Raw genomic sequence first — 23,388 nt, forward strand, 5'->3', positions numbered from 1 at the left:
ATGACGCAAATTAACCTTCTTCCTTGGCGAGAACTCAAGCGGGAGCAGGAGAAAAAACTGTTTATGACCATGCTGCTTGTCAGCATCGTGTTCGCTGCGTTTACTGTTTTTTTAATTAATTCTTATGCATCAGGATTGGTAAGTAATCAAATTACACGGAATGAAATGCTTCAGAAAGAAATTAATGCTATGGATGCGCAAATAAAAGAAATAAAAAATTTACAAAAAACGCGAGAAATGCTGATTTCTAGAATGTCTATAGTACAGCATTTACAGTCTACACGAACATTAATGGTTCATTTATTCGATGAGTTGATCAATGTAATTCCGGCAGGAGTTTATTTTACTCAGATAGTTGGAAAAAATGATGTTATCACCGTTATTGGCTATGCTGAATCGAACACTTTTGTTTCAATGTTAATGAGAAATATAGAAAATAATGAATGGCTCCATGATCCTATCCTAAGTGAAATCAAAAGAGAGGATCAAGATAAGGATAAAAATAAAGATAAAAACAAACAAGAATCCGCAGAGAATGAGTTTAAGTTAACTTTTGTGCTAGCGCCTCAATTCCAGATTGGGATAAAACTATGAACGGTATTAACCTGAATGAATTAACTCTGGAAAATTTGGGACAATGGCCAGTAGTCGTTAAGGTTTGTGTTCTTGCTGGTGTTAGTATTTTGATTATTGCTCTGGGGTATTGGCTAATCATACAAGATAATTTTACTCAGTTTGAACAACTACAAGCTCAGGAGGTTACATTAAAAACAGATTTTGAAAGCAAGCAACGTCAGTTAGTCAATTTGCCGGCTTATCGCCAACAACTACAGATTATGATGGAACGTTTTACCCAAATGCTTAAACAACTTCCAGAAAAAAATCAGATGCCTGGTCTATTGGAAGCCATTTCCAAAACAGGGGTTGCATCTGGCTTAAGATTTGAGTTATTTGCGCCACAGCCAGAGGTAAGGCATGATTTTTATATTGAGTTACCTATAAAAATTTCAGTAGTAGGTACTTATTTTCAATTGGCTATGTTTATCAGTCGTGTTGCTGAGATGGATCGTATTGTAACGTTACATGACTTTAGTATTGAAAGGGTGTCTTCCAAAGATAAAGAAGTTTCGGAGGATGAGTTGATAATGAGCATCACTGCCAAAATTTATCGATATCGCACACAATGATGAAACGAAAATTAGGGATTAGTTCTATCTGTTCATTATCGTTACTATTGGTTGCTTGCTCCAGTAGTAACGATGATTTGGTGCGATACATTCATGACGTAAAATTTAGAAAAACACGTGATATTGAACCAATCCCTTCATTTGCACCTTTACCTACTTTTAAATTTCCTGATAATAGTAATAGGCGAAATCCATTTAAGCCAACGGTTCAAAAAAAGCCGGAAGTTGATGTAAATGCTCCAGATAAAAACAGGCCTAAGGAATCGTTGGAGGCTTATCCTTTAGATGCATTACAATTTGTAGGCACTTTAACGCAAGGAAATGAAATATGGGCATTGATTAAATTACCTAATAAGGATATTACTCACGTCCGAATAGGTAATTATATGGGACAAAATTATGGCCGTATTGTTTCAATTAAGAATGGCTCCATTCAATTAATAGAAACAACACAAACTTCAGGAAAGTGGGAAAAGCATACAACCACGCTTGAATTACATACTGGGAAGTAGGAGCAAAAGTGCGGAAAATAGCTGCTTTATTCATTTTAATTGGCATGAGTTTAGGTATGGCTTTTGCCCAGAATAATTCTTTAATATCCGTCAAGGTAATTCCTTTGCCAGAGGAAAAGTTGCGTATGGATTTCGAATTTGCACAACCCATAAAGCAAGAGCCTGCAAGTTTTGTGACCCAAAGCCCCGCACGAATAGTCTTTGATTTTATTGATTCAAATCTGCAGTTACCTCAAAAACAAAAAGCCAAAGAAATTAAACTGGGATCGCTTAATAGGTACTCCGTTGTTGCGGTGGGTTCGCGTATTCGGGCTGTATTGGAGTTAAATTATTCTGTGCCTTATTCAGGAACAATATCTGGAAAAGTTTATACAGTTATTTTGAATGGCAAAAGTAATGAATTATTTCAGCCGCCGCAAGCACTGATAATCACGAATCGTCCTGCCAAAACAAATTATGTAATCAATCATTTTGATTTTCGAGGAATTGAACGACAGGGTGGTCGAGCCATAGTGAATGTCTCTAGTACGAGTGTTCCCACTGAAGTTGAGGAGCATGGGAAAGAAATTCTAGTTAAATTTTTAAATACTACAGTTCCTACGAATTTAAGGAAGCGATTCGATGTTTCGGATTTCCACAGTCCAGTGCAAATGGTTACTTTTCAGCAAGTTGGCAAAAATGCACATATGACCTTATTTAATAAAGGAGGTTTTGGCCAAAACGTCTATCAGGTTAATCAGCAATTTATGATTGATGTAATTCCTTTAACTCCAGAAGAGGAACAACAAGCCAAATTGAAAAAGAAAGTTTTTTCTGGAAAAAGACTTTCGTTAAATTTCCAAAACATCAGTTTACGAGCTGTATTACAGCTACTTGCGGATTTTACGGGAATTAATATTGTAGTGAGTGATCAGGTTCAAGGTGATATTACACTGAGATTAAATAATGTTCCTTGGGATCAAGCATTAGATATTATTTTAACTACTCAAGGTTTAGATAAGCGACAGTCAGGTAATGTGATTTTGATTGATAAAAAAGGGGTTTTTGAAACAATGGAGGCAGAACAACTCAAAAAACAACAAGCCATTCGAAAAATTGAGCCTGTACGTTCTGAATTAATACAAATCAATTACGCCAAAGCAACCGATCTTGCTATTTTGATTAAAGACAAACAAAATTCCCTTTTATCTGAGAAGGGTTCCGTGAGTGTTGATACACGTACAAATACCATCTGGATTCAAGATATCGGTGCTAAAATTGATGAAGTTAGAGAATTGGTTAAGCAATTAGATGTACCAGTCAAACAAGTGCTTATTGAAGCACGTATCGTGGAAGTAACGAAAGATTTTGCTCAGGATCTTGGAATTCGTTGGGGGGTTTCTAAACCGACCCATCTCAGTGGTACTTTAGAGGGGGCGAATCAATTAGCACAGGGAGTTGCGCCTGCAAATGTCAGGCCCTTTACCGACAGATTAAATCTCGATTTAATAGCTGCCCCATTAACAGGTGCTAATCCAGCTTCTGTTGGTATTGCATTAGCTCAGCTTGGCGATAATATTCTGCTTGATCTTGAGCTTTCTGCTTTGGAAAGTGAGGGACTTGCAGAATTAATATCTAGTCCTAGGCTCATTACAGCAAATCAACAGTCTGCAGAAATTCAATCAGGTCAGGAGATTCCCTATCAGGAGGCGACTTCAAGTGGTGCAACAGCAGTAGCGTTTAAAAAGGCAGTATTAAGTTTGAATGTAAAACCGCAAATTACCCCAGACAACAAGATACTTATGGAATTGAAGATTAATCAGGATAGGGCATTGCCCAACCTGACATTTAATGGGGTGCCAGCAATTGCAACTAAAGAAATTCAGACGAATGTTCTCGTCAGTAATGGACAAACCATAGTCCTTGGGGGAATTTATCAGCAAGATAAGAGCAAGACCATTACAAGGGTGCCATTTTTTGGTCAATTACCGGTAGTTGGAAATTTATTTAAAAACACGCAAGTTGGTCTTAGAAATGATGAGTTACTTATTTTTATAACCCCCAAAATAATAACAAATTCATTATCTATAACAGCAATTGAAGGTAGAAAAGTAGTGCGTTTTGATGAAAAATGAAATTGATTAGAGATAATAGGTGTCGCTTTGCTTCAACTAGCTACAATAAAGTACCCCATTGTATGAACGTTACTATACTTTGATGCCTGGCTGAATTAGGATAAAAATTACACACAAATAAGCTTGGTTTTATTTATAACTTGCCTTTAACAGGGCATTATTTTATTAATGAAGTGATATAATATAAATGAATAAGAGTAAACAGTTATAAAATATGCTCATTTGTTGTAGAATAATGGGCGGGAATTTCTAACTGCGAAAAATACAGTTAGGGTTGAGCCCCAAATATCCCCCACTTTTGGCTTTTGAATCATGTTTTAGTCTAATGCTAGAATGGGAAGTTATTTCGGACTCGATCTTTAATTAATGACATTTCAGTTAAAGAGGTATGTGATAAAAAATGAGCATAGTTAAAGTACGAAATATTTTTCTCATCGGACCCATGGGTGCAGGTAAAAGCACTATAGGTCGTGCTTTGGCAAAGGAGCTCAAATTAGAATTTTTTGATTCGGATGAAGTGATTGAAGAGCGTGCTGGCGCCGATATCTCTTGGATTTTTGATATTGAAGGTGAAGAGGGTTTCAGACGCCGCGAACAAAAAGTTATTGAAGAATTAACTCAGAAAACCAACATTGTTTTGGCAACAGGTGGTGGGGTGGTGATTACCCCTGAAAACAGGAATGCATTAGCAGGGCGTGGCACCGTAATCTATCTTAAAACCTCATTACAACAACAATTTGAAAGAACTAAGCGAGATACCAAGCGTCCTTTGTTGCAAACAACTGATCTTGAAGGAAGATTAGAATTGTTGAGAGATGAGCGAGAACCATTCTACACTGAGCTAGCTGATGTTAGTTTTGAAACAGATAAATTAACAGTCAAAGCTGTTGCAAACAATATAATTAAATATATTTATGGCGAACTTTGAGATTTATGATCAGGTTGATGTTTCTTTAACGGAACATCAATATCCTATTATTATTTGCCGTAATGGTTTGCAAAAACCAGATTTTCTGCAAACTCTTGTAACTTCTTCACAAATTTTAATTGTTACCAATCAAACAATAGCCCCTTTTTATTTAAACTACGTGCAATCGGCTTTTCCTAAAGCTCAGTGTGATGTGTTGATTTTAGAAGATGGTGAACAGTATAAAAATCAACAAAGTCTATTTGCTATTTATGATGCATTAATCCAAAAGAAACACCATCGAGATACAACCCTTATCGCTTTAGGTGGAGGAGTAATTGGTGATATGACGGGATTTGCAGCATCGACATATCAACGAGGGGTAAAGCTGATTCAAATTCCTACAACTTTACTAGCGCAAATTGATGCATCTGTAGGTGGAAAAACAGGAATTAATCATGCCTTGGGCAAAAATATGATTGGTAGTTTTTACCAACCTCAAGCAGTAGTTATTGATTTAAACACATTAAATACTCTTCCTGAAAGAGAGTTTCGTGCTGGTTTGGCGGAAATGATAAAATATGCCCTACTTGCTGGAGATGAGTTTTTTAAACAACTTAGTGAAGCGCTTCAGCAGGGATTAACTACTAAGAGTCCACAGTTACCTCATTTAATAGCTGAATGTTGCCGTATTAAAGCTCAATTTGTTGAAACGGATGAAAAGGAAGCGGGGCAACGAGCCCTATTGAATCTTGGCCATACTTTTGCCCATGCACTGGAAACTTATACTCATTATCAACAATGGTTACATGGTGAAGCAGTAGCAATTGGCTTATATTGTGCAGCAGTTTTGTCGCATAAAATGAATTTAATTAATAAACAAATGGTCGAACAAGTAGAGCAAATTCTACACTTAGCAGGTTTACCACATAAAATTCCAACAAATATTAATTTAGAAAAACTCAAAGATTTGATGCAATCAGATAAAAAAATTAAAAATAACCGTTTACGCTTTGTGTTGATTAAAAGGCCAGGTGATTGTTATCTTGAATCTGGAGTAACAGAGGATTGTTTGTATAATGCACTTGGTGCAGCTGTAAGAGGAGAATAAAAATGAAAGAGGGAATGATTCAGTCTGATGTAACGGCTGTAATTCAACCAAGAGTGTTATTTAAGCCAGGATCTTGGCTTGCTAAGATTGATTTCGTTAATCATTTGATTCTTTTTAACAATGTGCTCATTACGGTTTTATCCGAAAAAGAAGGAGGTAAAACTTCTTTTGGTACTTTGTTACAAGGCAATTTAGATCAACAGATCAAATCAATTTCTATGACAGTGACGCCTCCTTGTAATCGCGAAACTCTCATTCAGGAAATTGCAACCCAGCTGCATCTTAATTGCGATGAACATACAGATATTAGTTCATTAGTAGCACAAATTAATGAACGTAAAGCACATGTGTTATTACTTATCGATGATGCACAACATTTACCAGAAGCATTTATTAAAGAAGCAATGTTGGCGATAAAGAGTCAAGAAAATTTTAGTTTCTTCCATCTTTGCTTAATTTCGGACTATTCTATCGTCGCAACACTTAATAATTTAGTCGCTTCATTTTTTGAGAATTTAGTACACACTATTGAATTGGGCTCATTGAATGAAAGCGAAACCAGAACCTATGTATTACAGCGTGCCATGGCTGCACATTTGATTAGTAAACCCCTAACTGATGCGCAATTTAAACAGTTTTATCAATTAACGAAAGGGAATGTTGCAAAGATTAACAGCAATCTAGAGGCATTTGTATTTAAATGCGCCACCCAAAAGAAAAAGGAACCTTCTAAGTTGGTGAAAAAAGCAAGTATTGCTGCTAGTGTGGCGTTTTTTGCAGGGCTTGTTGGTTTTTATTTTGCTCAAAATTATGATCTTTCATCATTATATCGATCAATCCCTGATTCTAACCGAGAAGAAATAGCAATAAAGCAACAGACACAATCCGAAGTGCTTGAGAGTCGAATAGCTTCTTGGCAGGATTCTTCAACGCGACAATTGGTATATTCTTCTTTGCCTAAAAAGCAGATTTTGGATGATCTTAATGACGAGGTGCTTAGTGAGCCTCCAGTAGCTATTATTGATAAGGTCGTTGTGATTCCTAAATTGCAAATGCAGCATCTTGCAGAACAAGAGGCCAGAATTCCTGAGTCTGAGTTTCAACGTGAAAACCCAGAAGCTGATCTCCAACGTGAGTCAAAATTAGTTGAAATTCCAACAACAAAAGAAAATAAAGATAAAAAAGACCAGTCTTCAAGTAATACAACTCTTAATTTGTACACCATACAAGTCGCCGCAAGCCATAATAAAAAAGATATTGAACGTTTTCAGCAGAACAATAAGCTCCTTGCAGAGAATTCTAAAATAAGACATTTTAATAATGCTAAAGGGATTTGGTATGTGCTGACGGTAGGAGAGTATGGAACTCGGACTGAAGCACAACGCAGCATAAGTAAGTTACCAGCAAATATAACCAGATTAAACCCTTGGGTTAGACCCATATCAAGCCTGGGTTAATTAATTCAGGGCAAATATCAGAAGTGGCCTGGGTTCAGCGTAGCGTAACCCAGGTGACGTTGAATAAAAATTTCCGAGCTATGACTGGGCAACACTCATGTTGCGTTCTACAGTTACTCTCGAGTATTTAAAGATTGGGTTATTTGTCCAATACGTTCTTCTGCAGCTTCATAGATTTGTTTAAATAGATCAAAAAAATCAGTAAAAGAAAGTTTTTCCAAAGAGTGAGCAGTTACACCATGAGGAGTACTTACACCAGCTCGTAATTGGGAAAAAGAGCGCCCAGATTTTTTTGCTAATTCCGCAGCACCAAACAGAGATTCCAAGGCAATTTTTTCCGAAAGTTCTTCTGGAATTCCTCGGCTGATTGCCGCTTTTTGTAAGGCTTCAAGAAATAGAAAGACATAAGCTGGTGCACAACCAATCGGGGCTGTAAGTGTATCAAGCATGGATTCATGTTCGACCCAAAATGTGTATCCCACTTCATTAAACAGTGTTTCAATCAAGCGCTTTTCTTCAGATGTTGCGAAGGAGTTGGCAAATAAGGCAGAAGTTCCTTTACAAAATTCGGTTGGAGTATTGGTCATCACGCGAATAACCCCTAGGGTTTTCTTATCGAGCCAGCGGGTTATGTTATCAATGTCTATTACACCTGCCAAAGAAATAATAATAGGCTCTCTTGATTGCATGATTGGCGCAATCTCCTCACATACTTCCTGCATAAATTGAGGTTTTACAGCGAAAATAAGGATCTCTGCGTTTTGAGCTGCTTCAATGTTAGTTTTTGCTGAGAGCACCCCTAGTTCCTTCGCTAAACGCTTTGATTTACTGGTATCACGATTGCTGAATGTTATCGAACGTGGAGGATATCCACTTTTAATGAGACCTCGAGCTAACGCACTGCCTAAATGACCTGCGCCAATGATGGAAATAGTCTTGGTTTTAAACATATTGTCTTATATTTCGAATTTTACAAAAAAAATAGCAAGATGAATGGGGTATGTCAAGAATAGATTATGATTGAGTAATCAAAAATAACTCTTTTACATTGAATATCCTGCTTATCCTGTTAAACTAAAAAATTAAAAAGCTTTCTAATTGGTTCTGACCTACCTGTTACCTACTGTTGATAACGTCAGATCGAAAAATTAACTTATCGATTATTTATGGATAAAGAATAGTAATGATGGAAACAGTGCAACTGCAACAAAAAAATCATATTAAATGGCGCGATATCAATGGTTGGAACTATTATTTTTTGTTGAAATTCGCTCTTTTATGGGCAGGATATTTAAATTTTCATGCATTTATTAATTTGGTTTTTTTGGCTTTCTTGTTGTTTCCTTTGCCTTCAATAGTACTTCATCGTTGCCGTAATTGGATAGCTATTCCCATTGGTATTGTAATCTTTTACCATGATACATGGCTACCTGGTATCAGTACCATTATGAGTCAGGGAACAAATCTTTTTGTTTTCAATTTTAGCTATCTTATTGAATTATTAGATCGTTTTATTAATTGGCAACTAATCGGGATGGCATTTGTGCTTTTAGTCGCTTATCTGTTCCTTTCCCAATGGATACGAATTACCACATTTACTACAATTGCCTTAACTTGGTTAAACATCATCACGCTAACAGGTCCTGCGATTAACCTCTTACCCGTTCAAAGTAAGACTGCTGAACATAGCGTACAAGCTGAAGCAGGTGCTAATACAGGTGGGGGAGAACTTAACAGCAATTTGCCACCTACTAATGAAAATCTTAATGCATACTTGAATCAATTTTATGAACAGCAAAAAGAATTATATACGAATTTCCCAAGTTCTCTTGCCACTGATGCTCAGCCTTTTGATGTAATTTTTATTCAAGTTTGTTCACTCTCTTGGGCCGATATAGATGCTGTGCATCTAAGAGATCATCCATTATGGGGTAAATTTGATATTATGTTTAATAATTTCAATTCAGCCGCATCATATAGTGGACCTGCGGCAATACGCTTGTTACGTGCAAGCTGTGGTCAAACCCCGCACACAGGGCTTTATAAGTCTGTTAATCAAAAATGTTATATTTTGGATAACCTGGCTAAGCTTGGTTTTGCTCCGGAGATGATGCTCGATCATGAAGGTCTATTTGGCGATTTTCTCAACGAAATAAAAGAATATGGTGGTTTAGATGATGTATCTTTAATGTCACGAGCAGGTATAAATCCTGATCTTGTTTCATTTGATGGGAAATTGCTTTCAGATGATGGCCAATTACTGGATCGATGGCTTAAGCAACAGAACACGTCCGGTACAAAACGTAGCGTGACTTACTTTAATGAAATTTCTCTCCATGACGGTAATACTTTTATTGGTGAAAGTAAACCAGCCCCTTATGAAGTACGGGCCAAAAAACTCCTCGATCAAACGATGAATTTTTTTACAGCGTTGGAGAAGTCAGAACATAAAGTGATGGTGGTTTTTATCCCAGAACATGGTGCGAATCTTGTTGGGGATAAATTACAAATGCCGGGCTTACGTGACATTCCTAGTCCGACTATTACGCATGTTCCAGTCGGAATTAAATTTATTGGTATGAAAGGGAAGACCTCTCAAATACAAATAAATGACCCGAGCAGCTATCTTGCTATATCAGAGTTAGCCTCTCGTTTGGTAGATGGAAAGATATTTAATCAGGATAATGTAAGTTTAGAAACACTTACCAAAAAATTACCAAAGACGGCTTTTGTTTCCTCTAATGAAGGTGTTACTGTGATGAAGTACCAAGATAAATTTTACATTTTGTTAAAAGGTGACAGTAACTGGGTACCTTACCCTTAGGAGTTCCTCAAATAAGATGTAACCCGGGTTACTCAGCAAAAATCCCAGATGCAAGCTCAATTAATTTTTAAAATTAGCTTCACTGCGGTTATATCGATTATTTCTCAATCGTTTGTAATTAGCATCATTTCGCACAATCCAAAAAAGGCATATCGCTTGGATGAAGCGCACATCATGAGAAGATTCACTCATTTTTGAAACCCGGGTAATACTGTATCAGGTGTACCCAGGTAATGATCTTATCTAAAGTTAGAGTAGGGGACCAATGGGACAATAGGCATGTCCAAATCACCTTGCCAACCTTCAAATGAGTAACGAAGGAAAAGAGAGAGGTGACTGGGGGTATAGTCTGTTGATCGTTGGATATCCACCAGCCCACCTACAATAAAATGTGAACCAAGACGTCGCTCTAATAAGGCAAGGAATGACCAGCCGTAGCCTACGCTTGGTCCACCAGTTTGAATAGAGTTTTGGGTATTGTCAAAATTTGGGATAAGGTTAGGTAATGGATATGATGCAATGTCTTGAGTATTCGCACGAGACCAGGTTACAGTGCCTCCTAACTCATAAGACCAGTTTGCAACTCGTCGTCGATAATTAATCGGGGCAGTTAATGATAAATAAAACTGAGGGCTATAATACCCTCCTTGTCCAAGATTAAAGCCATAGAGATTTTTTTCATAATGCCAAACCATATTTGTAAGTCCGATGATAAAACGGCGATTTTCTTCATTGATTATTTTGTAATAATAGCCATCCAATAAAAGAATACGACTATTAGACACAACATTTTTTCCAGTTAATTCACTGCCAATGATATTTGCCCAAAAACCATGTGCTTCACCTCTATCATAACTGAGTGATAAAGTAAGGCCGGTAGCAACTACTCCACCCCATTCGTTTCCGGTATTGGGGTCAACAGCTCCTGCAAAAGAGAGCAAGGAATTAGTCATGGGTCGTTGCGATGCAGTAACTGTCCAGCCAATATGTCGTATTTCACCGCTATAATTAATACCTCCAATGAAATTCCCTACAGGAAATCCTATAGGTGTTTCGCCGACATCAAATCCCCAAGTTATACCTTGCCATCCTCCATCCCAGCCAATACCCTTTGCTCGTTGAACGATACCTGTAGTACATCCATTGATAGCGCAAGTACCAAAATCATCAAAATAAACTCCATTCACTGTAGAAAAACTACCGGCGCCTAGATTGACTCTATCTGCTCTGAAAAATGCACGGCCATTAGCATAGCCCCAATCTGCTTGAGCAATGGTATCTTCCGCACGCAGATCAGAGGTTCCAGCGGTACCTGTCAATCGCCAATAATCTTCGTCTATAGTGATGCGTGTTTCTTGCTGCTTATAAAGTAGGGCGGATTCAGAACGAATGCTACGTTTAAGCCAATCATCCTCTACATGGTTACGGGTTAACCAAGTATAATAATCATTGCTAGTAGGCCATACGGATGTTATCTCGCTTTGAACCATGGCTTTTTTATAGTCTTCTTGTGCCAACTTTGGCATACGAAGTTGTGTTTCCAAACGGGCTGCATCGCGAAAGATAAGCGCACTATCTGGGCTGGGTACCCCATGGCTGCTGTCTTGTTTGATTTGATTGAAAATAGCTAAAGCTTTTTGGGGTTCTCCAACAGCATTCCAAGCATTTGCTATTCTTCTTTGCATGTTATAATTGAATGTTAACTCTTGTTTTCCCAATTGCTCTAGTAATTGGTGTGCTTCGCTCTTTTTTCCTAGAGCAACTAGTGACTCTATAACCCCGAGATTTGCATCTGCATTAAGTGGCTCATGAATTTTCACATCCTGATAATAGTTTAGCGCATTGTCGAATTCACCATCCAATAAAGCCCAATCTGCTAAAGTAAGCTTAATGGGTGTGGTTTGTTTTTGACTCATTAAATAAGCTTTTGCGCCTTGTATATTGCCACTATCTCGTAATTCTTGTGCGTGTTTTAAAATCAATTCAGTAGTTAGGCGTTCTGCCAACTGACGCATACCTACACTCCATTGCTTTTGTGGAATGGTGTGAAGATGAGCAAGTGCTTGTGGCACCCGCTCCGTGCTCGATAAATAAAGTGCATAAGCATATACTTGGATGGGATTATTTTTTTGTTTTGCTATCAACTGTTGAAACAACTCATTGGCTTTTTGGGTTTTACCTACATGGTTCAATGCTAAGGCGAAATGATAAGTTAACCAGACATCTTCCGGCGTAAGCTTTTGTGCTTGGCTGTACTTTTCAATTGCTTTGTCCCATTGATTTGCTTTTTCAAGTTGTTCTCCTTGTTCTTGAAACAAAGAACTCTCTAAAATTAGCTTTACATCTTTAAATTTGTCTTTCAGATCATCAGGTAAACTGTTCAGATAATTTAATGCCTTTTTTAACGATTGATGTTTGTAAATGCCAAGAAGCCCATATACAGCACTACTTTTTCCTGGGCTAACAAGTAAGGCGTGTTTAAATGCTTTTTCTGAATCAATAAAATTCTTACGGGCAAATGCTACTTCACCTATTCCTACCCAAGCAGAATAATTTGTGTTATCTAGAAGGAGCGCTTGCTGATATCTTTTTTCAGCCAAATTCATATCACCCGATTGAAAAGCTTGTTCTCCACTAGAAACCCACAAGTCTGACACGACTTCTTTGACTGCATAAGACCAATTATCTTTATTGTTATTACTAGAATAAACTTGATGTTCGTTCAAAAAATTATAGATTTCTTGTAAGTGGGTAAATGCAATTTGGCGTTGAGCAGGGATCCTGGATAAGATGCGCCAATATTCAGCACTTAATTCAGGAGTCGGGAAAACACCATGAAAAAGGGCATCATATTGGGCTTTAGCCAAATCGAGATGCCCGGACATTGCCATTACTCTTGCTTGCTGGAGTTTTTGCTTTGCATCAACTTGCGTTAGAAATAAGCTCATTTGAGCTTGTTTGTAATCAACAGAATCAGGTGCTTTTTGTTTTAATTCTTCGAGTAGTTCTTCCGCTAGGATTAGATTTTTTTGGCGTATTGCAAGCCTAATTCGTGCAGCAAGCACAGCAGGATCATTAGGGGCGATCAATTGTAATCGATCGAGCGAATGCTTTACAAAATCATCTCGATAATAGGTTTCGCCCCAAATGACTTGATTCAAAAGGAACTGTTTTGGATCTATATCAACCGCATACGCTTTTTGAACTATTAAACTAAATAACAGTAAAACGAATCTGGCTATAAACATTAACTAATCCAATTGTTCTGTCGAATTATTTCCTTGGAGGTTTCGACTCCAGGTTGATCAAATGAATTTATATTCCAAATCACGCCTTGGACAAAAATTTTATGCTCGTATAAAGAAATTAATGAACCAAGAGTTCGTGGAGAGCAATCGTTCAAGCAGAGTAGATTTACCGGGATTTCTCCAGCAATGTAACTGTGCGGATTCTCACCATGATTTCCACCTTTTGTTAGTACCTCTTTGTGGGCGTGACATATTTTATTAATGACACTTCCATCGAAAGTACGGATACAAATTAAATCAGCAGCTATTTTATTAGTTCCTTGACACAATAGCTGATAATAACTATGTTGTGCATGATTACCCAGACCACCCCAAATAATAGGGCCTGTTGCATAATCTACTCTACGTCCTTGCTTGTTTATTGATTTTCCATTGCTTTCCATATCAAGTTGTTGAAGATAGGGAACAAAGTATTGTAAATCTTGAGAGTAAGCCATAACGAGCAAGTTATTAATATTCAAAAAATTAATGTTCCATAGTCCTAACAATGCTAAAAGAATCGGTACGTTTTTCGTAAAATGTTCTGTGCAGAAATGCATATCCATGTTGTATGCTCCAACAAGGATCTCTGAAAAATGTTCGAAACCAATAGCAATACAGGAAATTAAATTAATTGCAGAGCAGAAGGAATAGCGTCCACCAACCCAATCCCATATAGGAAGAATGGTTTCAAAACCCATTTCTTCTGCTTTCTTAACATTTGCAGTAATTGCAATAAAATGCTGATTAAAATGGGGTTTTTGATCGATCCATGATAAAGCTTTTTGAAAATGAGATAAGGTTTCTGGTGTAGTAAATGATTTTGAAGAAATAATAAATAGTGTGGTCTCAGGGTTTAGTTTTCTAGTAACACGTGCAAATGCGTTTGGATCGACATCCGAAATAAAATGAAACCCCAATTGGTCCGTTACTAAATCACTTAGTGCATTGATACAAAAAAAGGGGCCAAGCATAGAACCGCCAATTCCAATATTAACTACATCAGTTATAGGCTTTCCGGAGTAACCTAGCCATTCACCATTTCTAACTTTTGTGGAAATGTGCTTCATTGTGTTACGAACATTGACTACATCAGCCACAATATTCCGTTCATTTACCGATATGACTTTATTATCTGGGGCACGAAGCGCTGTATGTAAGACCGGTCTATTTTCTGTATTGTTGATAGGTTTTCCATTCATCATGGCATTTATCTGTTCATGCAGATTACACTCGTTGGCAAGTTCAATAAGTGCATCCATAATCTGGGTATTAACATGTTGTCCGCTATAATCCAGGGTGATGTTATCACTAGATATAGAGTAAATTTTTGTTTCTGGATTTTGATTAATGTATGTTTTTGCTAGTTTTTCGAGTTTTTTCCAGGAATTCATTTTTGTAAGTTGTTCCATATACCTTCTCAATCTTATTATTTAATCTTCAAGCCACTTGGAAAAATTTTTCCCTTCAGTAGGATGCTCCTTTCCTAAGTCTACATTCGCTTTAAGAAAACCGAGGACACTCCCACAATCATATCGTTTTCCCTCATAAGGTAATGCTAAAACCGTTTCTTTTTTTACTAACCCATTAATTGCATCAGTTAATTGAATCTCTTTATGTTCCACGCGAGGCAACATTTTGATGTGTTCAAAAATACTTGGGGTAAGAACATAACGACCTACGATTGCAATATTTGATGCAGCAAGGTGTGGTTTAGGTTTTTCCTCAAGATGATGTATGCTCAAAAGGTTTTGATCCCAAGGAGCACCTTGAATAATACCATAACATTCTGTTAATTCTTGAGGAACGTTTTCAACTGCAACAATACTATGACCATATTGTTGATACATTTCGTTCAATTGTTGGATAACTGGTGTTGTATTTGTCATTAGGTCATCTGCAAGAATTACAGCAAATGCTTCATTGCAAACGATTTGTTCCACACATAAAACGGCATGTCCCAAACCAAGTGGTTTTGCCTGACGCACATAAAAACATTCCATATCATCAGGTGTTACTGATTTCACTATAGATAAAAGTTCATTTTTATCATGAAGCTCTAACTCATTCTCGAGTTGATAGGCCAGGTCAAAATGATCTTCAATGGCACGTTTATTATGACATGTGACAAAGATCATTTGGCGTATTCCGGCTGCATAAGCTTCTTCAACCGCATATTGAATCAAAGGCTTATTTACAACAGTTAACATTTCTTTGGGTGCTGCTTTCGTTGCGGGTAAAAATCGTGTACCTAAACCTGCTACTGGAAATACTGCTTTACGTATCGGTGGAAATGTGGCATTCATTTGCTAATCTATCCATTAGTAACAATTAATAAATTGTGCAGTTTATTTGTAAGTATGCACTTAAAATTTTTTGAATTATATAGTTTTTTATCAAATTTTTGGTAAAAAGTAGAGTAAATTTCTGCAAAGGTCATTCAATGTATTCTTTAGATTGGTCCTATGTTAATGGAGTCCCAAAGTCCACTTCATTTTTTAAATGCACTCCCGAAGACTTTCAAGTGAATGAGTTTTTTGATAGTCCATTTTCTGGAGAAGGAGAACACATTGTTCTCAAAATACAAAAATCAGGCTTAACCACTACAGAAGTGGTTAAATCGTTGGCAAAACTAGTGCATAAGCCAGAGAAAGCGATTGGTTATGCGGGATTAAAGGACAGACACGCATTGACGACTCAATGGTTGAGCATTCATGCTCCTGGGGAACAGATTCCAGAAATCGCACAACTTTCGGCACCGGGTTGGCGCATTTTGGAGTGCACACGCCATCATAAAAAATTGAAACCGGGATTTTTAACGGGAAATCAATTTATTCTGCGTTTGCGCGAAATCACTCATCCAGAAGATTTACTCGATCGTATCGAACGAATTAAAAAGCTTGGTGTTCCTAACTATTTTGGAGAACAGCGATTTGGTCGTAATGCAGGCAATGTGTTAAAAGCAGAAGAGATGCTTGTTCGGGGGCATAAGGTCAAAGACCGTTTTTTACGAGGGATGTATTGTTCTGCCGCACGTTCATGGATTTATAATTTGATTCTATCTCATCGTGTTTTGGAACAAAGTTGGAATACTCCTCTGCCTGGAGATGTGATGCAACTTCAAGGATCAAACAGTATTTTTGTTATCGATCGCGTTGATAATGAATTACTTCAAAGGATTCAAGACAAAGATATCTCTCCTGCAAGCCCCTTACCGGGGAAAAGTAAATACAAAGTCAAAGATGAAGCATTACAATTGATTAATAAAATTTATCTTGATTGGCAACCCTGGTTAGCCGGTTTGGAGCGTTATGGTTTAGAGGAGGATTGGCGCGCTAATATTCTGCATGTAGAACAATTTAGCTGCGTGATTAAAGATAATTACGCTGAGTTATCTTTTAGTTTGCCTGCTGGAGCTTATGCAACGGCAGTATTACGTGAATTAACTCTTTATCAGAACGGATAATCCATATGTTGTATTACAGAGCTTTTTCATTAATTTGGCTCGCTCATTAGGATTTGCCTAGTACTTTTCTCATATTGTTTTATACAAACGAACTATACTTTCATTAATAGAATGAAAGATTAGGATAACCATTTAATGGGAAAAGAAGCGTTACTCAAAGCCGCAATTAAACAGGGAAATTTGGTTCAATTTCAATGGCTAATGTCCAGTGTATATGAAGAAAATTTTCTCATGACGGATGAAAGTGGTAATACGCTTATGCATCTGGCAGCAATATATGATCAACTTGAAATTCTGAAGGTGCTTATGAGAAAAGCAGAGGATTTCAATAGTTCAATACTTGAAATTACCAATGATAATGGATTTACCCCTCTAGAGTGTTGTTATTTGCATTCATCATTAAATACGATGCCATTATTAGAATCTAATCCCCAATTAAGTGAGTCTGCAAAATTGGTTATCTCAAAACAGTACAATAGATTAAAGGGCTTGCCTCCAACCGGTTTGCGTAGGCAAGGACTCGAAAAAATTGCCCTAGTTGCGAGTGCTCTTGGTGATGTTACGGCATTGCAGATTCTTTTAGATATTACTCGGAATAAAGAAAATTTACTTCGTCATCAAACCAAAGATGGATGGTCTGGTGTCCATTTCGCTGCATTGAACGATCGATTGGATGCAATTAAATTATTTCCTGAAGAGTTCGCAGCAAAAGTCAGAGACAATTACGGTAATACTCCGTTAATGCTGGCAGCTGGGAGGGGAAATTTAAAAATTTTGGAGTACTTACTTGAAAAAGGCGCAGACCTACATCAAAAAAATATTCACGAAGAAAATGCCGCCTTTTTTGCTGCTGAAAATGGACAATTAAATACACTTGAATTTTTAAGTGGCAAAGGTATTGATCTGACTATCGTGAATGATAAGGGGGAAAACGCTTTACTGGTAGCCGCAAAAAATGGACATTTGGCCTGCGTTACATTTCTGTTAGGGTGTGGACTCTCTGCTGATCTAAAAGACAATCAAGGGAAAACAGCTTTTCAACTTGCGTTAGAGACGTCTCAACTAGAGATCGCTGATTTACTAGCGACTCTTAGTACTTCAAATGAAAAAGACCAAGCTTTGATTGATGCTGTAAACAGAGGAGATTTGGTAACAGTACAATGGTTAGTGGAACATGGTGCTTCTTTATCAGTTACAGATCAATTTCAAATGACTCCTCTATTATTAGCGGCACATTTGGGTAAGACACAATTAGTCGATTATTTTCTTAAGTTAGATCCTTCACCTATTCATGATAAGGATAGGGAGGGAGATAATGCATTGTTTGTGGCAATAAAAAACGGTCAGACTACTCTTGTTGATCATTTAATTTCTGGAGGGCATTTTTCACTGCAAGATAGAAATTCTCAAGGAAAAACTCCATTATTAGTAGCCGCAGAAATTAATTCCGAGGATCTTGTCGAGCTCTTACATCACAAAGGTAGCTCGTTGGAGGAACAAGATGGAGAAGGAAATACAGCATTTCATTTGTTGCTCGCTAAAGGGAATTTCGGAAATGCTGAAAGTTATATTCATTCTCATAGTCCTAATTTGATCCTGAAAAAAAATAATAAAGGCGAATCGCCTTTACATTCAGGAGTTATGCATAAGCAAAGTGATGAAATAAATAAAATACTAAATGTTACTCTAGATCCTAAGACCAGAAACCAGTTGGTCAAATTAAGAGATGCTCAGGGTAATACTGCCTTATTGTCGGCTGTGGAATCTCATAATTTCGATGTCATTCCATTGTTGCTGAGAGCGAAAGCTGATGTCTTAGACAAAAATGATAAAAATCAATCAGTTATTACTATAACCCCTTTGAATACTTTTCCTCAGGAAATGATTAAGCATTTCTTTGATGCGTATCAGATTGATTATAGAGAATATTATGCTAGACGAAGACTTTATTTTATTTTTGGTGGAGAGAAGTTGAATGAAGTTCTTAAATTTCCTAATGCTGATGTCAAATATGGTTCGGGTCTATTTGATGAAGGAATTAAGGTCTTGGGTGACCATTTGCATGATTTTATTAAAGAGAAACATCCAGAGGACTCTTCAAAGTTTGAACCTTTATTAGCTGCGTTAGATAAACTTCAATCTGATACCACAGTTGAAGATATATTAAGGCGTTTAGATAGTGAGGGCATGGCTTTCCAGGCCACGGGTTTTACAGGCCATGCTATTCTTGCTACTTTAAAAAATATGTCAGATGAACATATGAAACTCTCACTTGCTGAGCGAGGTGCTCGGGTAGGTGGCGCTCCTTTTTTGAATGATGAAAACAAAAAATTCGCAGCGATTCGATCGATTGTTGTTCCTAAGGAAAAACGCCAGCAAGTGATCGAGCTTTTATATCAAGCAAGAAACTCATCTCAGGAAAAAGGAGTGGATATTTTGTTTAATCAAATACCTGAGTTGGTTGGAGAACCTTATCAATTTTCTTCGATTTATCAGAAAAAATTCATGGATATTTGTTTTTACAGTAATCCAAAAACAGGTTTATATGAACAATTTGTTGAAATTCTTGGCGATGAGAAGGGCAAGGCTTTTTACAAAGAATTTGAACTCTATATGCGAGAACAGGAGTTAGAGCAATATAAAGAACTCCGTAAATTAACTCATCCGGGGGAACCCTTACAAGAAAATCCAATCGTTGTTAAAGCAGAGGAACTCATTGAAAAAAGGCAGGCGTCAACTCATGCTTCTTTCTCTCATTCAAAGTGATTCAGGTATAGGGGGCTAGCTTGAACACAGTTCACACCAGTAGAGATATCGAAAAAGTAAACTCTTGTTTCACTTTGCTGAAACCTGATCACCATAATTGAGAGGTAACAGGCTAGATAAAATTGATTTTTTTATCAAAGCGAGCTATGTTTTAAATGAATAAGTCCGATTTATAGACAGCTTGTAAGGTGTAGCATGAAGAATCAAATATTAGATTCTCATGGACTGAAATCTCTAGGGCTTCAGGATGATTTGCTGGCACTGAGAAAGATCCACTCTTTACCTCAGTTAACTTATGTAGATGTATCAAAACAACGAATTATCACAGAAATAACCGAACGTTGGACAATATTAAAAGAGCTTTGTGACATGAGCTCAAAAATTAAATAGGAAAAAAAGCATGCCTGTAATTGCGCTGCAAGGAATCCGTGGAGGGGTAGGTGCAACCTCTATTGCTGTTGGCCTGGCTTGGGCATTGCAGCAACTGAAGCAATCAGTATTGGTTATTGATTTTACGCCAGATAATTTGTTGCGTTTGCATTTTAATATGCCTTTTGAACAGGTAGAGGGTTGGGCGCGATCCTATCAGGATAAACAAGATTGGAGCGAAAATATCCAGGCTTACACCCCCCAATTGGATTATTTGCCTTTTGGCAAAATAACTCATGTCGAGCGTGTTAACTTAGAAAACGATCTCCAGAAAAATCCTGATTTTTGGCAAAAAAATATAGAATATTTATTTACTAAAGATAATTATGATTGGATTGTACTAGACTTGCCCTCAGATACTAAGTTACTCACTCAACAAGGATTAGATAACGCTGATGTTGTATTCTTATTGTTGACCCCAGACGTTAATTGCCATATTCGTTTACATCAACAAAAAACTCCAGAGAATTGCTATTTTTTAATGAATCATTATTCTCCAGCCAAGTCATTACAAAAAGATTTATATGAATTATGGCAGCGGTTATTACCTAATTTTTTACCAATAATACTTCATAGTGATGAAGCAATGGCTGAGTCGCTTGCTGCTAAAAAACCTATAGGTGAATATCACCCACATAGTTTAATAACTCAAGATGTTAATGCATTAGCCGATTGGTGCATGAGTAATGATTTTGGAAATACAAAATGAGTAATCTCTTGTATTTTCTTTTGTCTCATGAGGCTTATAAAAAAGTTGAAAAGATTAGCCATCATTTTCGGCATCGTCAAATTTCATTTTTGACCACAACGTGCATCATTTTATTCCAATTAATAGGTTGGACTTTTTTAAGACTGGAGTCGACTAGTTGGCAATGGATGCGTAAGAATCATCAATGTTGGTTTCCACATATTTCAACAAAACATCCTCGTCCTGGAGACATATTTCGGTATTTAATCCAAAGCATGTGGTTAATTTTGTTCTTTCCAGAACAAAATAAAAATTCGGTTTATGATAAAAATAGTCTTTGGAAAAGAGGTCTTGATTATTACTATTCTTGGATAGAACAGCTGCCCTCAAAGATCGAAGCCAGTAAAGTCGGAAAACAGACTACCAAGCATTTTAGACAAGCAAATAATATTGTGCGCCGTATCTTGTTTATTGTATTAAGCATTTTTTCAGCGTTATTGTTATTAATTTGTATTACTCAACCATTTGCACCAATAGCACAATTTATTTTTGTCGTGCTCCTCTGGTTAATGGCAATGAGTATCCGTAAAGTTCCTGGGCATATGAGTACCATTATGCTCGTGGTTCTTTCTGTGATTGTGTCATGTCGTTATCTGTGGTGGAGATATGCCTACACTTTGGTCTGGGATGATACCGTGAGTGTGATATTTGGCAGCTTGCTTATCTTTGCTGAAACTTATATTTGGCTGGTGATGATATTGGGATACTTTCAAAGCCTTTGGCCATTACATCGTCAGCCTGTAGAATTGCCTGCTGATCATTCTACATGGCCCACTGTAGATATTATGATCGCAACTTATAATGAGGATCTCAGTATATTAAAACCTGGAGTATACTCGGCCTTAGGAGTGAATTGGCCAAAAGAAAAACTTAATATTTATATCTTAGATGATGGTAACCGTCCTGAATTTAAAGCATTTGCAGAGGAAGTCGGTGTGCATTATATAGCACGTCCTAACCATGATCATGCAAAAGCTGGCAATATTAACTATGCCCTAAAGCATTCAAATGGTGAGTTGGTGGCAATTTTTGATTGCGACTATGTGATTACCCATCCTTTTTTGCAATTGACTGTAGGTTGGTTTTTGAAAGATCCTAATCTTGCTATTTTACAAACCCCACATCACTTTTTCTCACCAGATCCCTTCGAGCGCAATTTGAAATCGTTTCGCAAAACTCCTAACGAAAGTGCCTTGTTCTATGGAGTGGTTCAGGACGGGAATGATACTTGGAATGCAACATACTTTTGTGGTTCCAGCGGTATTATGCGCCGTTCGGCATTGGAAAAAATTGGTGGTCTTGCAGTAGAAAGTGTTACCGAAGATGCCCATACTTCATTACGACTTCAACGGCTTGGTTATAATTCTGCTTACATTCGAATTCCATTGGCTGCAGGACTAGCCACTGAAAGTCTTGCAAATCATGTGGCTCAACGTATTCGTTGGGCACGTGGTATGACACAGATTTTGCGAATAGATAATCCCTTACTGGGCAGAGGCTTAGACTTTGGGCAACGACTTTGCTATTTCAATGCAATGTTGCATTTTCTTTCTGGACTTCCTCGCTTAATCTTTTTTATCACTCCAGCAGCATTCTTAATTTTGGATGCTTACGTGGTCTATGCGTCTGGAGTGATGATATTGCTTTATGCTATACCTCATATTATTCATGCTGTATTAACGAATAACCAAATTCAAGGACGGTTTCGTCATTTTCTTTGGAATGAAATCTATGAAACTGTTATGGCCTGGTATATTGCGGTGCCTACGACCATGGCTTTGATCAATCCCCATAAAGGGCGTTTTAATGTCACTCCCAAAGGGGATATTACTGCAGAAACACATGTAGATTGGCTGACTGCACGACCTTATATCACGTTATTAATTATTAATATTGCGGGCTTGATCGCGGCAGGTTTTCGTTTGACGGTTGACCCGGCGGCAACAATTTTAGCTGTTCTCATTACAGCAACCTGGTCTTTGTATAATATAGCTATTCTTGGCGGGGCGCTGGGTGTAAGTATTGAAGCAAGGCAAAGGCGTAGAGCACCTCGCGTAACTTTTGTTATGCCCGCAGCAGTTATGCGCGCTGATGGCCATGTATTTCAATGTACTTTGAGGGATTATTCTGATAAAGGAGTAGGTATACAACTGGAAAAACAGGGCTTGTTTGAGGCAGGAGAAGAGATCACTCTTCTTCTCAAACGTGGACATGATGAATTTGCTTTTCAAGGAACTATTGCCTATACCTTTAATCGCAAAATTGGTATTCAATTACATGAGTTATCTCTAAGGCAAAATATTGACTTTATCCAATGCACCTTCGCACGAGCGGATGTCTGGTCGTTGTGGCAAGATGAGTTTAGTCAGGATAAGCCCCTAAAAAGCATGCAAGACGTATTTGCTCTGGACTTGCGTGGTTATTACGATATCATAGAATATACACCCTATAGAATTCGAAAAATGCTAATAGGCTTTAGCAACGCAGTTATTTGGATGGGAACATTTCTTCCTCACAAGCCTAAATTAAAGAGTAATTGCTAATTATTATTATTTGAATTTGAATTAAATTTAAAAACTA

The 23,388-nt window shown here is 37.4% G+C and carries 17 protein-coding genes; 13 read left to right on the plus strand and 4 right to left on the minus strand.

Annotated features, from left to right (window positions below; all coding sequences use genetic code 11):
* The 7 genes from ACWTEW_RS21910 (at nt 1) to ACWTEW_RS21940 (ending at nt 7,288) form a co-directional block, all read left to right on the plus strand.
* Nucleotides 1–594 (plus strand): PilN domain-containing protein, encoded by a 594-nt coding sequence (locus ACWTEW_RS21910; RefSeq protein WP_454780633.1) that lies wholly within the window; start codon nt 1–3, stop codon nt 592–594.
* Complete coding sequence (locus tag ACWTEW_RS21915; protein ID WP_454780634.1) at nt 591–1,187, plus strand: type IV pilus inner membrane component PilO; 597 nt, start codon at nt 591–593, stop codon at nt 1,185–1,187. The genes ACWTEW_RS21910 and ACWTEW_RS21915 overlap by 4 nt, the downstream gene beginning before the upstream one ends.
* Nucleotides 1,184–1,699 (plus strand): pilus assembly protein PilP, encoded by a 516-nt coding sequence (locus ACWTEW_RS21920; protein WP_454780635.1) that lies wholly within the window; start codon nt 1,184–1,186, stop codon nt 1,697–1,699. The genes ACWTEW_RS21915 and ACWTEW_RS21920 overlap by 4 nt, the downstream gene beginning before the upstream one ends.
* Before the next feature lie 8 nt (nt 1,700–1,707).
* Nucleotides 1,708–3,813, plus strand: a complete 2,106-nt coding sequence (locus ACWTEW_RS21925) for a type IV pilus secretin PilQ (protein WP_454780636.1) — start codon at nt 1,708–1,710, stop codon at nt 3,811–3,813.
* A 400-nt stretch (nt 3,814–4,213) separates the two neighbouring features.
* Nucleotides 4,214–4,741, plus strand: coding sequence for a shikimate kinase AroK (aroK, locus tag ACWTEW_RS21930; RefSeq protein ID WP_220471005.1), 528 nt, complete (start codon nt 4,214–4,216; stop codon nt 4,739–4,741).
* Entirely contained in the window at nt 4,728–5,831 is a 1,104-nt protein-coding gene (gene aroB / locus ACWTEW_RS21935; RefSeq protein WP_454780637.1) for a 3-dehydroquinate synthase, read from the plus strand. Before aroK ends, aroB begins: the two co-directional genes overlap by 14 nt.
* 2 nt (nt 5,832–5,833) lie before the next feature.
* Entirely contained in the window at nt 5,834–7,288 is a 1,455-nt protein-coding gene (locus tag ACWTEW_RS21940; RefSeq protein WP_454780638.1) for an SPOR domain-containing protein, read from the plus strand.
* 113 nt (nt 7,289–7,401) lie between these two features.
* On the opposite strand, the gene proC is transcribed toward ACWTEW_RS21940, so the two are convergent.
* Nucleotides 7,402–8,238: a pyrroline-5-carboxylate reductase gene (gene proC / locus ACWTEW_RS21945; RefSeq protein WP_454780639.1), complete on the minus strand. Its 837-nt coding sequence runs from the start codon at nt 8,236–8,238 to the stop codon at nt 7,402–7,404.
* 233 nt (nt 8,239–8,471) lie between these two features.
* On the opposite strand from proC, the gene bcsG reads away from it, so the two are divergent.
* A complete protein-coding gene (gene bcsG / locus ACWTEW_RS21950; RefSeq protein ID WP_454780640.1) occupies nt 8,472–10,112 on the plus strand; it encodes a cellulose biosynthesis protein BcsG in 1,641 nt (546 codons plus the stop codon).
* A 239-nt stretch (nt 10,113–10,351) separates the two neighbouring features.
* On the opposite strand, the gene bcsC is transcribed toward bcsG, so the two are convergent.
* The 3 genes from bcsC to galU are packed head-to-tail and all read right to left on the minus strand — an operon-like array spanning nt 10,352 to nt 15,705.
* On the minus strand, nt 10,352–13,360 hold the full coding sequence (gene bcsC / locus ACWTEW_RS21955) for a cellulose synthase complex outer membrane protein BcsC (protein ID WP_454780641.1): 3,009 nt from the start codon (nt 13,358–13,360) through the stop codon (nt 10,352–10,354).
* Nucleotides 13,360–14,811: a glucose-6-phosphate isomerase gene (pgi, locus tag ACWTEW_RS21960; protein ID WP_454780642.1), complete on the minus strand. Its 1,452-nt coding sequence runs from the start codon at nt 14,809–14,811 to the stop codon at nt 13,360–13,362. The genes bcsC and pgi overlap by 1 nt, the downstream gene beginning before the upstream one ends.
* 21 nt (nt 14,812–14,832) lie before the next feature.
* Nucleotides 14,833–15,705, minus strand: a complete 873-nt coding sequence (gene galU, locus ACWTEW_RS21965) for a UTP--glucose-1-phosphate uridylyltransferase GalU (RefSeq protein WP_454780643.1) — start codon at nt 15,703–15,705, stop codon at nt 14,833–14,835.
* Between the two features lie 137 nt (nt 15,706–15,842).
* Between galU and truD the strand changes: the two genes are divergently transcribed.
* From truD to bcsA, 5 genes are all read left to right on the plus strand, one after another.
* Nucleotides 15,843–16,865 carry a tRNA pseudouridine(13) synthase TruD gene (gene truD / locus ACWTEW_RS21970; RefSeq protein ID WP_454780644.1) on the plus strand — a complete coding sequence of 341 codons (1,023 nt, stop codon included), beginning with the start codon at nt 15,843–15,845 and terminating at the stop codon, nt 16,863–16,865.
* 135 nt (nt 16,866–17,000) lie between these two features.
* Nucleotides 17,001–19,631 (plus strand): ankyrin repeat domain-containing protein, encoded by a 2,631-nt coding sequence (locus ACWTEW_RS21975; protein ID WP_454780645.1) that lies wholly within the window; start codon nt 17,001–17,003, stop codon nt 19,629–19,631.
* A 195-nt stretch (nt 19,632–19,826) separates the two neighbouring features.
* Nucleotides 19,827–20,021: a cellulose biosynthesis protein BcsR gene (gene bcsR, locus ACWTEW_RS21980; RefSeq protein ID WP_454780646.1), complete on the plus strand. Its 195-nt coding sequence runs from the start codon at nt 19,827–19,829 to the stop codon at nt 20,019–20,021.
* Between the two features lie 10 nt (nt 20,022–20,031).
* Nucleotides 20,032–20,769: a cellulose biosynthesis protein BcsQ gene (gene bcsQ / locus ACWTEW_RS21985; protein ID WP_454780647.1), complete on the plus strand. Its 738-nt coding sequence runs from the start codon at nt 20,032–20,034 to the stop codon at nt 20,767–20,769.
* Nucleotides 20,766–23,351: a UDP-forming cellulose synthase catalytic subunit gene (gene bcsA / locus ACWTEW_RS21990; RefSeq protein WP_454780648.1), complete on the plus strand. Its 2,586-nt coding sequence runs from the start codon at nt 20,766–20,768 to the stop codon at nt 23,349–23,351. Before bcsQ ends, bcsA begins: the two co-directional genes overlap by 4 nt.
* The last annotated feature ends 37 nt before the right edge of the window (nt 23,352–23,388 follow it).

The organism is Legionella stuttgartensis (assembly GCF_977063405.2).

Coding starts and splice junctions, on each gene's coding strand:
- pgi (WP_454780642.1), bottom strand. CDS start 14,811: ATGGAACAACTTACAAAAATGAATTCCTGGAAAAAACTCGAAAAACTA.
- bcsR (WP_454780646.1), top strand. CDS start 19,827: ATGAAGAATCAAATATTAGATTCTCATGGACTGAAATCTCTAGGGCTT.
- bcsC (WP_454780641.1), bottom strand. CDS start 13,360: ATGTTTATAGCCAGATTCGTTTTACTGTTATTTAGTTTAATAGTTCAA.
- bcsA (WP_454780648.1), top strand. CDS start 20,766: ATGAGTAATCTCTTGTATTTTCTTTTGTCTCATGAGGCTTATAAAAAA.
- ACWTEW_RS21910 (WP_454780633.1), top strand. CDS start 1: ATGACGCAAATTAACCTTCTTCCTTGGCGAGAACTCAAGCGGGAGCAG.
- proC (WP_454780639.1), bottom strand. CDS start 8,238: ATGTTTAAAACCAAGACTATTTCCATCATTGGCGCAGGTCATTTAGGC.
- ACWTEW_RS21920 (WP_454780635.1), top strand. CDS start 1,184: ATGATGAAACGAAAATTAGGGATTAGTTCTATCTGTTCATTATCGTTA.
- ACWTEW_RS21940 (WP_454780638.1), top strand. CDS start 5,834: ATGAAAGAGGGAATGATTCAGTCTGATGTAACGGCTGTAATTCAACCA.
- bcsG (WP_454780640.1), top strand. CDS start 8,472: ATGATGGAAACAGTGCAACTGCAACAAAAAAATCATATTAAATGGCGC.
- aroK (WP_220471005.1), top strand. CDS start 4,214: ATGAGCATAGTTAAAGTACGAAATATTTTTCTCATCGGACCCATGGGT.
- ACWTEW_RS21975 (WP_454780645.1), top strand. CDS start 17,001: ATGGGAAAAGAAGCGTTACTCAAAGCCGCAATTAAACAGGGAAATTTG.
- aroB (WP_454780637.1), top strand. CDS start 4,728: ATGGCGAACTTTGAGATTTATGATCAGGTTGATGTTTCTTTAACGGAA.
- truD (WP_454780644.1), top strand. CDS start 15,843: ATGTATTCTTTAGATTGGTCCTATGTTAATGGAGTCCCAAAGTCCACT.
- bcsQ (WP_454780647.1), top strand. CDS start 20,032: ATGCCTGTAATTGCGCTGCAAGGAATCCGTGGAGGGGTAGGTGCAACC.
- galU (WP_454780643.1), bottom strand. CDS start 15,705: ATGAATGCCACATTTCCACCGATACGTAAAGCAGTATTTCCAGTAGCA.
- ACWTEW_RS21915 (WP_454780634.1), top strand. CDS start 591: ATGAACGGTATTAACCTGAATGAATTAACTCTGGAAAATTTGGGACAA.